The sequence below is a fragment of the Pseudomonas sp. BBP2017 genome (assembly GCF_003024385.1).
Lineage (GTDB): Bacteria > Pseudomonadota > Gammaproteobacteria > Pseudomonadales > Pseudomonadaceae > Aquipseudomonas.
In genome coordinates, this window is the sequence record NZ_PVZN01000034.1 from 1 (window position 1) to 13305 (window position 13305).

Sequence of the window (13305 nt, forward strand, 5' to 3'; positions counted from 1 at the left end):
GCCGATGGTCAGACCACGGGCACCCTGACGGTTCCGGCTGGCAACGGCGAAGACGCCTACAAGGACGGCAGCGAACTGACCGCCACGATCACCGGCGTCAACGGCCCTGGCTTTGAAAAGCTGGAAGTCGGCAACAGCTCGGCAACCGCGACGGTGGTCGATACCACGACGGTCGCGACCGTGAGCCTGTCTGGTTCGGTACAAGACGAAGGCCCATCGGCGCAGTACATCTTCACCGCCACGCTGAGCCATGCCTCCCAAGGCGTGACCACGATCACCACTGACCAGGGGCTGATCACCATCGCCGATGGCCAGACCACGGGCACGCTGGTCATTCCGGCTGGCAACGGCGAAGAGGTCTACAAGGACGGCAGCGAGCTGACCGCCACGATCACCGGCGTCAACGGCCCGGGCTTTGAAAAGCTGGAAGTCAAAGACGGCAGTGGCTCGGCAACCTCGACGGCGGTCGACACCCTAAATGTCACGAATGTTTCCATTACCGCCATCGCCACAAAGACTTCCGTCATTGATGTCACTAACGTCGACAAAACTGGCAGTTTCACGGTGATTGCTACAGGAAACACTGGCCAGGATGCCAAGATCTCGAAAGTGACAGGCACCTCCCATGACGGGTTTGGTGTGCAGGGCAGTACCTCTGGCTCTGGTGATAGCACTGAACTGGGCTATGGCAGCCCGGACGGTAAAAGTAAGATCAGTGAAAAAATCGCGGTAGTATTTAACAACGAAGTGAAAACCTTCGATGTTCAGTTCGCCTGGAGAGCCAACTCTGAAAGCGCGAAGGTGGAATTCTTCGATGCCAAGGGTGTATCTGTGGGGTATGCGATTGTTTCGGGAGGTGGATCGAATACCCAGGCATTGGTGACTTATTACGATGCCAATGGCAAAGTCACCAAGACAGCAAAGGCACCCGGTGGTTCTGATAAAGTCGATTTGGCCTATACCTTTGAACCTGGCAGCGGACTGACATTTGTAAAAGCAGAATTTTCAGCAGTGGGTAGGGATGACGACTACCTGATTCACTCCATTAAATACAAGGAAGTAGTGGATGCAGGTGTCGGTAGCATCTCGGGTAAAACCGATGTGATGTTTGAAATTAATACATCCAATCCACCAGATGCTAGCAAATATGATTTCATTAATACCTTTCCAGTCGCCAAAGTGGAGATTGGTGGGAAAATTTATGAAGTGACGCTGGATATCAATGGCCACGGCACAGTTTCAGTGACCACGGATGGTTCCTCCGACCTCACCGCGAAGGTTATTTCGGTAGATGGCAATTTTGAAAGGGTTGACCTTCCCTCTGACCTGACACTAACCGTGGATAGGACCAGACTGGAAGCAGTGGATGACAATATCATCACCAATATCGCCAGCTCGGAAATCAAGGTTGACTCTGCGGTATTGAAGGCCAATGACATCTTGGGAGGGACTGGAGAAACTGCAGATAAAACCATTGCCACAGGATGGACTGCTGTAGGCAGTGAGTTCATGGGTACTGTTACCCACAAGCCCTTTACTGGCAATAACAATTCCAGCCTGACAATTTCACGCTCAGACTTCATTAATGTTGCAGAAGAAAATACGGCACACATTATAGTTGACGGGCTCTTGAGAAAGTCAAATGACCACAATGCCCGTGACGAAGATTGGATTACCGTTACCTTGAAGAAGGGGGAGATAGTCACCCTAACTCATGGAGAAGATAATATTTCCATGTATTATCGGATGGGGTCCGATAATACTACAAGCGGCATGAATGGCATTATTGACGGCGGCAGCTTCAAGGCGGAATCTGATGGCAGTTATCAGATTTATCTGAAAAACCCTAATACTGAAAACAGTAAAGAATATGAATTAACACTGGACATTGATTACAGTGGTGTCGCACAAAATGCTATGCCAGATGTCAACGACTCCTATACCTTGAATGGAAATGGAAACAGTGATTCCGCAGATATCCATCTGAGCTACCAAGCAGGCAATATATTGACTGGCACCGACGGCAACGACACCTTGCTGGCCGGCACTGGCGATGACACCTTGTATGCAGGCAAGGGCAACGATGTACTGGTCGGCGGCAAGGGCAACGACTCTTTGCTTGGTGGTGATGATGACGATGTGTTCCTGTGGCTCCAGGGTGACCAGGGAACAACGAAAGTACCTGCGGCTGATGTGGTCAAGAACTTTGGCAACGGCAATGACAAGTTGGACCTGAGCGACCTGCTTCAGGGCGAGAAGGCCAGCACCATCGAAAACTTCCTGAAGATCACCACGGTCAAAAACGAATCAACCCTGCAGGTCAGTTCCGAAGGCAAGCTCAATACCACCGGTGGCCTGGCCAACGCCGATGTGACGATCAAGCTGGAAGGCGTCAACTGGGCCAACACCACGATCAACTCGCTGGTGAGCGGTGCCGACCCGACCATCAAGATCGACCACTCCAACAGTTGATCCATAGCCTGCGCCAGCCGATGCCCGGCTGGCGCAACGCTTCGGACTTTCCCTGTACCGTGTCACAGCGCATACTCGCTGGCCGGGCTGCACGCCCGGTCAGCTTGGCCTATGCTGCTGACTGCGGATACGGACTGACACTTCAGAGGGATACCCCATGTTCTACGTGCAACGCGATGCACAGGGCCAACTGGTCCGGGTAGAGGCCGCACCCTACGCCGAGTATACGGAGATGTTGCCGGCCGACCATGCCGAGGTCCAGGATTGGTTCGCCGACGACGTTGTCGAGAGCAGCCTCAAACAGCTCAAACAAAGCGACCTGGACATGATCCGGGTGCTTGAGGACTTGATTGAAGTACTGACCAGCAAAGGCGTGATCAGCATCACAGACCTGCCGGCCGGTGCTCAGGCCAAGCTGCTCAGCCGCTCAAATGCCCGCCAGGTGCTGGGTGGACTGACCAACCTGATCGATGACAGCGAAGAGAACGGCGGCCTGATCTGAGTCGCGCCGGCCCGCGACGGGCCTGAATTCACTTGCATCAACGCCAGGGTGTCGGCTCGCCCACAAGGCGTCCCTGAACACCCTGGATCCCCATCTCGCGCAATACTTTTAGCTCACCTTCGGTTTCGACCCGCTCGGCAATCAGCGGCAGATCAATACTGTGTGCTGCGCGCTGGATCGCTTCGATGAACAAGCGCTTGTGGCGCTCCTGGTCGATAGCGCGAATGTAGCTGCCGTCGATCTTCAGGTACGCCAGCCCCAGGTGAGCCAGGTTACCGATCATGCTGAAACGTCCGCCAAAGCGCTGCAGGCTCAGGCTGAAACCAAGCGCATGCAAACGCCGGGTCAATTGTTCGAGCACAGCCTGGTCGGGCAGTTGTTCTTCGCCAATCTCCAGGGTCAGCCGCGATCCCAGCGCCGGGTGCTGACCAAGCAGCTCATAGACCCGCTGCAATGCACCAGGGTCGGCCAGGGTGGCTGCCGACAGGTTCAAGGCCAAAGACTCGGTATGGTTCTGCATATGTTTGAGTACCTGCTCAAGCATCAGTACATCGAGTCGCGCCGACCAGCCAAAGCGCTCCAGCCAGGGCAGGAAACGTCCGGCGGCAATCGCCTGCCCCTGAGCATCCAGCACCCGCGAAATAACTTTGTAGTGCAACACCTGTTCCGGCGCATTGCTGGCCACCACCGGCTGGAAGAACAGCTGAAAGCGCCCTTGCTGCAGCGCCTCATCGAGCAGTTGGTGCCAGGCATGGTGAGTATCGCCCGCCTGCGGCGCAGTACCTTGCTCCAGACAGACCCAGCCCGGCTCCACCTGGTTCTCGGCCCGGGCCAGGGCCTCGTCTGCGAGCTTCAGCAGGGCCTGAGGCGCATCACCCGGACTGTAGGGCGCCATGCCAATGCAGGCCACCGGCGTGACATCGGTGGCGCCGGTGTCGGCCAGACTCTGCAGGGTCACTTCCAGGGCCTGGGCCAGCTGCACCGCTTCTTCGTGCACCAGACCGGGCGCCAGCACGGCGAATTCACCGCCACGGCTGCGGGTGATCAGGTTGTTGGTTTCCGGATAGTTGGCGCAGGTGCGCTGCAATTGCTGGCCGACGGCCTGAAGCAATTGATCAGTGCGTTGACCACCGAGGCGCTGGTTGAGCCCGGCCAGATCCTTGACCCGCAGCAGCAACAGGTAACCCGGCCGGGCCTCTTCGATGTTGCTGACCTGGGCATTGAGCTGCATCTCGAAATAGCGCCGGTTGGCCAGGCCGGTCAGGCTGTCCTGATAGGACTCGACCCGCAGTTTTTCACTGCGCTCGGTCTGTTCCTTGAACAGCGCCATAAGCTTCTCGACCATCTGATTCATGGCCTGGACCACCCGGCGCAATTCAGGAGTGCTGGGTAGATCAGGCAGGCTGAGGAACTCGCGGCGGGCAATGGCCTGAGACTGCGCCACCATGTAGTCCAGCGGCTTGAGTTGCCGATGCAGCAACAGGGCACCGAGCACTGCGCTCAAAGCACCACACAACAGCAACCAGCCCAGGCTGCCCAAGGCGCTCTGCCAAAGCTTGGCCAAGGCGAACATCGGATGGCTGACCACCTCAACCCGCGCCGCCTGTTGCCAGCCGCGGCTGACAATCGCATCGCCACCGGCGGCTTCAAGGCCGATCAGGCGAATGAACCACGCCGGCACTCCGTTGGCATCAGCCTCGGCGTGACGCTCCACCAGCACGGCATTGGAGCCCACATCGATAACCTTGATGCTTGAGTAGTAACCGCTGTCGAAAATCGAACTGACCATCAGTTCGACCATCGCCGGATCGTCGATGTTCGGTGTCAGCGACAGTGCCAGTGCAGTAGCCGCATCCTGGGCGTGCGAACGCAGCTGGTTGACGTACTGGCTACGCGAGCTTTCCAGGCTGACCATGAAGCTGCCGCTGAACGCGACTACCAGGAACAGGCAGATGGCAAGCAGCAATTGTTTGAACAGGGACATCTGTGCTCCTTTAGTAAACCGGTTCGGCCGGGAAACCTTCGGCCTGCATCTTTTTCAATAGATCCTGCCAACGCGACAAGCGTTTGGTGTCGCCGACTTTTTTATTGCCCGCAGCACCGGTCAGCCACAGGCCTTCACCGTTGAAGGAATAGACCGGCAACAAGTCGGCACGCTCACTGGCGGGCTTGATCGCGTCCATCAGGCTGTCGAGCACCAGTGGCATGGCATTGGGGCTCGAATAGTAGGTCAGGACCATGTGCGCGCGGTTCTGGCGCAGCGCCTTAACGTAGGTGATGCGCAGTTTTTCCGCCGGGACCCCCATGCGCCGCAGACTGAAGTACTTGGCGATAGCATAGTCCTCGCAATCGCCCTGTCCCTTGATCAAGGCCTGTATAGGCGTTGCCCAGTAATCGACTTCACGCCACAGGTCGATGTCCTCGACATAACGCAATTGGCGATTGAAGAACAGGTTGACCCGTTTGAGCTGCTCGGTTTCGCGGCCCTGCTTCTCTGTCGCCAGCAGGTTCTGCCAGGCATCGATGCGGCCTTGCCCCGCGCCTAACGGCCCGTATAGCGACTGGGCACGCCGGCTGATCTGGGAAAAGTCCCAATCGGCCTGCAAGCTGCCCAACAGCAGGCAGCCGAACATCACGGCAAGGCCAAGCCGACGCATGGTCAAGTGAACAGCCCAACGTATCGCCAATGCGAAAACCTGCGCAGACCTGTGGAAAAGCACCGATGGTGCGGCCTTGCCCATTAAAAAACAATGGCACCTTACAATCACCGCAACATCAGACTGCCCGCCTATCGCCAGCCCCCGAACCCAGTACGTCGGCTCGACTTCCCTTGGAGAAAAACTTCATTCACGATAGCAACTACTGCCGCGGTAGCGCGGTTTGACAAGGACTCCTGCACTAACTAGGGTGATTGGATCCAATGATCAAAGCAATTCGACATTAAGGACAACGTAAAGCGTGACCGAAAAATCCAGACCTTTGAGCGAAATACTGGGCAGCGAGCAAGTGCCGCCGCACCTGGCTCGTAGTGTGATTGAAGAGCGGTTGCGCAGCGCTATCCTCGATGGTCGACTGCCACCTGGCCGAGCCCTGCGCCAGCAGGAGCTGGCGACATTGTTCGGGGTCAGCCGCATGCCGGTGCGTGAAGCCCTGCGCCAACTTGAAGCGCAGTCGTTGCTGCAGGTGGTGGCTCACAAAGGCGCCGTGGTGGCGCCGCTGATCGGTGAAGATGCCGTGGACACTTATGCGCTGCGAGTACTTCTGGAATCCGAAGCACTGCGTCAGTCGATTCCCCTGCTTGATGCTGACGATATCGCCCTTGCCCGCAGCTACATCAGTCAACTGGAAAACGAAACCCGGCATGCAGAAATCGGGCGCCTGAATCGCCTGTTTCACATGAGTCTGTACAGCAAGGCCACTAACAAGAAGCTGTTGCACCTGATTGAAATCGAGCTCAACGAAGAAGAACGCTTCCTGCGTTTTCACCTGTCCTCGATGGGCCTGGGTAAACTGACCCAGGACGACCACAACGGCTTGGTCGATGCGGCCAACGACAAGTCGGTCGATGACGCCATCAGGGTGCTTGAGCGCCACCTGAACACCGCAGCGAAAACCATAAAAGCCTACCTGAACAGTCGATCGGTAGAGTGATCCCGAGCCCCTGAGCTGCGCAGGGGTGGCCATCATTCAGGTGTGATGGCTGCCCAAACCCTCTGTCTTCCCCCCTTGCCCCTTCAGCCAGACATGGCAGCGCCCGCGTTTTCGGCACACTCTAGTTCACGCAACGACCGCTGATCGCCATCCAGGCGGACCAGGTCGGTTGCTCGTCCAGAACATGCAGAAGGAGCCAGTTGCCGGGCAAGGACCGATACCGATCAGCTGCCCACCGAACCCATACCCTAATAGCCCTGCCCCCAGTAGTGCTCCGAGTGAGGCATTCACTCATGAAGTTTTAATTCTGACTCTTAATTGTCGGAAGGAGCACTTACATACCAATAAAACCTTTACGGAGCGTTTTATTCAGGGCACGTATATTTAAAAATAATACAGCGCAAATATATTCACTAAATTTATTGCGCCAAACTCGAAAGTTGTTCTAACGTTTCAATCGCCAGCCACAAGCGAGCCACAACCTGCTTGCAGCCCCTATACACGCCTGCCGCCATAGGCCCTGGCAAAACACCCGAAGCATTTTATCGACTTTGCAATCGAGGTACTTGCTCGTCGGAAAATAGATAAAGCGCTGTAACAAACAAGCAGCCAGCCAATCACTACGTGCTGATGAGGGAACATTATGACCACATATGAATCGACACTGGCGTATTACAAAGAACAACTTTCCAAGCATCCGATTTTTGCCGAGATCCATTCACTGCCGGTACTTCAACGGTTCATGGAAACCCATGTATTTGCCGTCTGGGACTTCATGTCACTGACCAAACGCCTGCAACAGGAACTGACCTGCGTTCATCTGCCCTGGCTCCCCCCGCAAGACCCGAAAGCCGCACGCCTGATCAATGAGATCGTGCTGGGTGAAGAGTCTGATGAGCGCCTCGATCACGGTCATTACAGCCACTTCGAATTGTATCTGGACGCCATGCGAGAAGTAGGCGCCAGCACCCAGGCCATCGAACGCTTCGTCAGCCTGCAACGTAAAGGCATCGGCTATGCCAGCGCATTGCAACAGGCCGAAGCCAGCGATGCAGCCCGGCAGTTTGTCTGCCACACCCTCGACATCGCCCTCAATGCACCGGCGCACAGCGTTGCCGCAGCGTTCCTGCACGGGCGCGAAAGCGTCATCCCGGGGATGTTCCAGCGCATCCTTGATGACTGGGGCATCACTGGCGAGCAGGCACCGACCTTTCGCTACTACCTGCAACGGCATATCGAAGTGGATGCCGAAGACCACGGCCCGGCTGCCGAGCAATTGCTCGCCCGTCTGGTCCAGCACGACCCACATCGTGAGCAGCAGGTTTACGAAGCGGCCATTGCTGCGGTGCAAAGCCGTATTGCCCTGTGGGATCGCCTACGTCTGTCAATGCACACTCCCAAGGTCGAGGTCAGTGTATGAACGCCTCCGACTATCAGTCCTTCGCCGATACCTGGGAGAGCCGGGCAACCATCCGCACTCGGCCCAGACGCATGGTCGAGGATGATCAGCGCCTGATCTATCCGCTCAGCCGCCAGCCGTTGGTGCTGACTGCGAGTTTTTTACGCGAATGCCCGCAGTTGCGCGACCTGGCCCTGGTGCAGAGCCTCTACAAGTTCATCAACGACGTGGTGATCTTCGAAACCGAAATCGTTGATCGCACCGCGCGCCGAATCGCCAAGGACCGCTTCGCCATCCGCTTTCCCTTCGCCTGTCGCTATGACGCGATGAGTGTAGTGGTCGACGAGGACTACCACGCCTTGGTAGCGATGGACTTCATGCAACAGACCATTGCCCTGACCGCTATCGAACCGATCAGCCTGCCCACGGAAATCGAGCTCAGCCGCGCCATCCCGGCGGCATTGGCCCTGGCGCCAGCGCACCTGCGCGATGCCCTGGAGCTGATCTGTGTCGGCATTGCCGAGAACACCCTGACTGACGACGTTGCCGCCTTCGCCCGCGATGACACGGTCAAACCCTCGGTCAAAGGGCTGATGGCCGATCACCTGCTCGATGAAGGGCGTCATTCGATGTTCTGGGCGCGCTTGACGCGGATCTACTGGCAAAGCGCTACGCAGACGGATCGCCAGTGCATCGCCGAAATTCTCCCGGTGTTTCTCGAGCAGTACCTGACCAACGAGATCCAGAAAACCTTCGATTTCACGCTTATCGATCACCTGGCCGTAGCCCCCTCGGTACGCCAGGCGCTGCGTGAGGAAGTGCTCGCCATAGCCTACCCGATCAATCACCAGCATCCGCTGCTAGGCAACATCCTGCGCTTTCTGCACAGCAGCTCCATGCTCGATTCACCTTGTGTGCAACGTGCACTGACGCACTACCTGCCCGAACCAAGGAGGGTGTCATGAGACGTCTCGAAATACTGTTGATCGGCGCCACCCCGGCGCTGACCAATGTCTGCCAAGCGCTTGAGCAACACGGCCATGACATATTCCAGGCCTCCAGCGCCCAGGCGCTGGAGCAGCATACAGGGCAGCCTGAACTGGTCATCGACGATGGTAGCCTGACGCTTGATCCAGCAGTCTGGAGCAACTTGCACGCGCGTGCACTACTGAGTCTGCGCCTGGGTGTCAGCCAACTGCCCGGTCATGACCTGCCGCAGCTTGATCTGTTGTGCTGGGCCGGCAGCGTCACCACCCAGCGCCTGATCGACCGTCAGGCACTGACAGTCGATACATCGGGCAACGGCCAGCAATTACGCGTGCAAGCAATGGACGCCCTACAGGCGTTGGTCGCCCTGCACGTCAGCCGCTTCGCCCTTAACCCTGGGCATTTGCGCGAAGCCCCGACCATCAACTCAGGGCCGTATGACCACGAACAAAGCCTGGACTGGCTGGAGCAGCTGGCGTTGTTTCACCGTTTCAACCAGACCACGGACCTGGCGCTGTTGGAGCAGGCCGAAGTCTCGCTGATCGAGCAGCTGGATCGCAGCTTATGTAGCCATGCGCATGAGCCAGCACTGAACCTGAACGGCCAGCGCATCGATTATCGGCAACTGCACGCTCAGGCTGCGGTTATCCAGCAACAACTGCTGCGTATGCTGCCTGCAGTTGCTGATCCGCAACGCAGCAGCGTGATCGGTGTCTGCCTGAGCAAGTCGTCAGCGCTCTACGCCAGCCTGCTCGCCGTACTCGGCTGCGCAGCGGTGTACCTGCCATTGGACCCAAGCCAACCGGCGCAACGCCTGAGGCACATCCTGCGCGATGCAAGGGCCAGTGCGCTGCTGCATGATGGCCAGTTCGACGCTGATGACTCCAGTCTGCCGACGCTGAACGTACATCAGCTGCCTACCGACCTGGAAAGCCCCCTGCCAGCGCTGATGCTCCAGCGCCCGGCCATGAATGCCCCCTGCGCGGCCATCTACACCTCGGGCACTACAGGCCAGCCTAAAGGTGTGCTGTTAAGCCAGCGCAACCTCAGCCATTTCCAGGCCTGGTATGCCGCCCATGTTCGGCTCAACCAGCACAACCGGGTACTGCAGTTCTCAACCATAGGCTTCGATGCTTCGCTGCTGGATATTCTGCCCACGTTGATTTGCGGCGCCGAGCTGGTGGTACCCAGTGAAGACCAGCGACGTGACCCGCAGCAACTACTGACGCTGATCCACCAGCAAGGGGTCAGCCATGCCTTCCTGCCCCCCGCGCTGTTGAGCATCCTGCCACTTGAGCAGCCTCTGGGCCTGAGTCACTTGATCACCGGTGGTGACGTTTGCGAACCGGCGGTGATCGCTCAACTGGCCGGACAGTGTCAGCTGCACAACATCTACGGGCCGACCGAAACCACGGTGCTGGCGACCAGCCGGGTACTCCAGGCTGGCGACAATCCCCGCAACCTGGGTCGTCCCATCGCCAACACCCGTGTGTTGATCCTCGATCAGGACCTACAGCCAGTCGCCGAGCAACAACCCGGCGAGCTGTACATCGACGGTCCTGGCGTCGGCCTGGGCTACCTGAACAACCCCGCCTTGAGTGACGAATGCTTCCTGCAACTGACATTCGCCGACGGGAGCAACCGGCGTCTGTACCGCACCGGCGACATCGGCAAATGGACAGCTGATGGCATCGAACTGTGTGGTCGACGTGACAATCAAGTGAAGATCCGCGGCTTTCGGGTCGAGCCAGAAGAGATCGAGCACTGCTTGCGCAACAGTGGATTGTTCCGCCAGTTGGCAGTGGTCATCGATGAACAGCGGCGAATCCTGGTCTTCGCCGCCCAGCCCCAGAGCAAGCCGGATGAAGTGGCCTTACGTGAATATGCCGAACATCACCTGCCGGACTATATGCGTCCGACTTTCTACCAGCTGCTGAAGCAGATGCCCTACACCGCCAACGGCAAGGTAGATCGCCAGGCACTGCTGAAGCTGCCTCTAGGGCTGCTACAGCCCCAACAGCGCCTGACCCCGAGCAACCCCACTGAATCACGTCTGCGAGCCTTGTGGAGCAAGCTGCTGGACTTGTCCGAGGCGGAAATCGCCACCGACGACAGCTTTTTCAGCCTGGGTGGCCATTCCATCCTGCTGTCCCGCTTGCTACTGGAGGTACGTGAACAGTTCGGTTGCGGCATCCCGATCAACCGCTTTATCGAGATGCCGACCCTGCAACGACTCGCGCAACTGGTCAGCCCTGAAGCATCAATCAGCAGTGCTCTCGATCCCCAGACCGAACGCGATGCCCGTCGTGAGCTGCAGCTGGTCATTCAACCATTGGCGCGACTGGGCGATGTGCATAAGGTGATCGTCACCGGTGCCAATAGCTTCCTCGGTGTTCACCTGGTCGAAGCCCTACTGCAATGGGGCGCCAGCGAAGTGGCCTGCCTGGTTCGGCGCAATGAGCAGCAATCGGCCCATGAGCGCTTCCTTCAGTCCCTGGAGGAAAACCGGCTAGGTACACTGGACCTGAGTCGAGTGAAGGTGTTCGACGCTGACTTGCGCCTGCCACAACTGGGCCTGAGCGATAGCGATTACTGCTACCTCGACAGCCAGTACGGCGCCCTGCTGCACAACGCGGCGCAGGTCAACCATGCGCTCGACTACCAGACCCTGGCCGCCGACAACATCGAACCGCTGTTCGAATGCCTGCGCCTGTGCGAAGGCCGACGCAAGAAGATCTTCAACTTTATCTCGACCTTGTCGGCTTGCAGTGCCATCGACAGCAACGGCCAGGTGCTTGAGCAAGAAGCGGCACAAACGCCTCCGATCTATCTGCGCAACGGTTACAACCTGAGCAAATGGGTCGGCGAACGCATTCTCCAGCGCGCTCGCGCCGAGGGCGTGTGGGTAAACCTGTATCGCCCCGGGAACATCAGTTTCAACAGCCATACGGGCGTCTGCCAACCGCAACGCAATCGCCTGATGTTGATGCTCAAGGGGTCGTTGCAACTGGGCCAGATACCAGCACTGGAGCTGAACTTCGACCTGATGCCGGTGGATTTCCTTGCTCGTTTCATCGCCTTCCATAGCAGCCGCTACCAGGCCGACCATGCCGTGTTCAATCTGCACAACCCCGAGCCCCTCAGCTGGTGCGACTACGTCCAGGCATTTCGCAACCACCAGCGCCCTTTCGAGCTGGTCAGTGTGGCGCAGTGGCAACGCCAGCTACGGCGAGTCGATCGAGACAACGCGTTGTTCGACGTACTGGGCTTTTACCTCGACGGCTTCGGCGAGGACATCGGCGACATCTCCAACGTCCAACATAACAACGCCCGCATCGGCGTTGAGCGCATGGGCTCCCGCTACCCGGCCAAGACCCCGGAACTACTGCAGCGCGGCTGCCAGTACCTGCACGACATCCAGTTCATCTGACCCCTACAACCCACGCAGGAGATCCACAGCATGAAAGTACTTCAACCCGATACCCTGATCCACAACCCGGACGGCTGCCAGGTGGTTGCCAGCATCGAGGTTGCCGCCCACGCTGCCAGCGTCTGGAACATCGTTGGCAACTTTGCCGGCTTCGCGCTGTTCATCCCGGCGCTTGCACACATCGACATGACTGGCAGCGGCGTTCGCTCGGTGCGCAAGAAGCTGTTCAAAGACGGCAACGTGGTCATCGAACAACTCAATGCCCGCGACGAGCAGGCCATGTACATGACCTGGAGTTTGATCTACACCAGCCTGAATATCGGCAACTTATGGGCAGCCATGCAGGTCGAGGCACTGGGTGAGCATCACGCTCGCGCCACCTGGACCATCCAGGCTGAACCTTACACGGGCGGTAGCGATACCCTGCCGGCGTTTCAGGCGTTTCTCCAGGGCTTTGCCGATGATGCTATGAACAATGTTCGCAATCTGCTGAGCTGAAGCGGTAGGCCAGAAAAGACAAAACCCCTGTCTGCAACGCAGACAGGGGTTCTGGAATTGAATCTTGACGATGACCTACTCTCACATGGGGAAACCCCACACTACCATCGGCGATGCATCGTTTCACTGCTGAGTTCGGGATGGGATCAGGTGGTTCCAATGCTCTATGGTCGTCAAGAAATTCTGTGTGCCGGTCCGTCTGTAGCGACGTGCCAGCGAATTCTTGATGCTTCTACTCTAAAGACAAAACCCCTACCTGCATATGCAGATAGGGGTTTCGGAATTTAATCTTGACGATGACCTACTCTCACATGGGGAAACCCCACACTACCATCGGCGATGCATCGTTTCACTGCTGAGTTCGGG

At 57.7% G+C, this 13305-nt stretch carries 9 protein-coding genes and 1 rRNA gene; 7 read left to right on the forward strand and 3 right to left on the reverse strand.

Features of this window, described 5'->3' with window-relative positions:
- On the forward strand, nt 1–2472 hold a 2472-nt coding region (locus C6382_RS24505), incomplete at its 5' end, for an immunoglobulin-like domain-containing protein (RefSeq protein WP_146146928.1).
- 157 nt (nt 2473–2629) lie between these two features.
- Complete coding sequence (locus C6382_RS23530) at nt 2630–2974, forward strand: tryptophan synthase subunit beta (RefSeq protein ID WP_107026701.1); 345 nt, start codon at nt 2630–2632, stop codon at nt 2972–2974.
- Between the two features lie 37 nt (nt 2975–3011).
- Here the strand turns inward: C6382_RS23530 and lapD are convergent, their stop codons facing one another.
- Nucleotides 3012–4958: a cyclic di-GMP receptor LapD gene (lapD, locus tag C6382_RS23535; protein WP_107026702.1), complete on the reverse strand. Its 1947-nt coding sequence runs from the start codon at nt 4956–4958 to the stop codon at nt 3012–3014.
- Nucleotides 4959–4968: 10 nt separating this feature from the next.
- Nucleotides 4969–5631, reverse strand: coding sequence for a cysteine protease LapG (lapG, locus tag C6382_RS23540; protein WP_371919660.1), 663 nt, complete (start codon nt 5629–5631; stop codon nt 4969–4971).
- Between the two features lie 301 nt (nt 5632–5932).
- Here lapG and C6382_RS23545 point away from each other — a divergent pair, with 301 nt between their 5' ends.
- The 5 genes from C6382_RS23545 to C6382_RS23565 all read left to right on the forward strand — a co-directional run bounded on the left by C6382_RS23545 (nt 5933) and on the right by C6382_RS23565 (nt 12939).
- A complete protein-coding gene (locus C6382_RS23545) occupies nt 5933–6625 on the forward strand; it encodes a GntR family transcriptional regulator (protein WP_107026703.1) in 693 nt (230 codons plus the stop codon).
- 643 nt (nt 6626–7268) lie between these two features.
- Entirely contained in the window at nt 7269–8045 is a 777-nt protein-coding gene (locus tag C6382_RS23550) for a DUF3050 domain-containing protein (RefSeq protein WP_107026704.1), read from the forward strand.
- A complete protein-coding gene (locus tag C6382_RS23555) occupies nt 8042–8989 on the forward strand; it encodes a diiron oxygenase (protein WP_107026705.1) in 948 nt (315 codons plus the stop codon). Before C6382_RS23550 ends, C6382_RS23555 begins: the two co-directional genes overlap by 4 nt.
- Nucleotides 8986–12441, forward strand: a complete 3456-nt coding sequence (locus C6382_RS23560) for an amino acid adenylation domain-containing protein (protein ID WP_107026706.1) — start codon at nt 8986–8988, stop codon at nt 12439–12441. The genes C6382_RS23555 and C6382_RS23560 overlap by 4 nt, the downstream gene beginning before the upstream one ends.
- Before the next feature lie 30 nt (nt 12442–12471).
- Nucleotides 12472–12939: an SRPBCC family protein gene (locus C6382_RS23565; RefSeq protein WP_107026707.1), complete on the forward strand. Its 468-nt coding sequence runs from the start codon at nt 12472–12474 to the stop codon at nt 12937–12939.
- A 62-nt stretch (nt 12940–13001) separates the two neighbouring features.
- On the opposite strand, the gene rrf is transcribed toward C6382_RS23565, so the two are convergent.
- Nucleotides 13002–13117, reverse strand: a 5S ribosomal RNA gene (gene rrf / locus C6382_RS23570).
- Between the last annotated feature and the right edge of the window lie 188 nt (nt 13118–13305).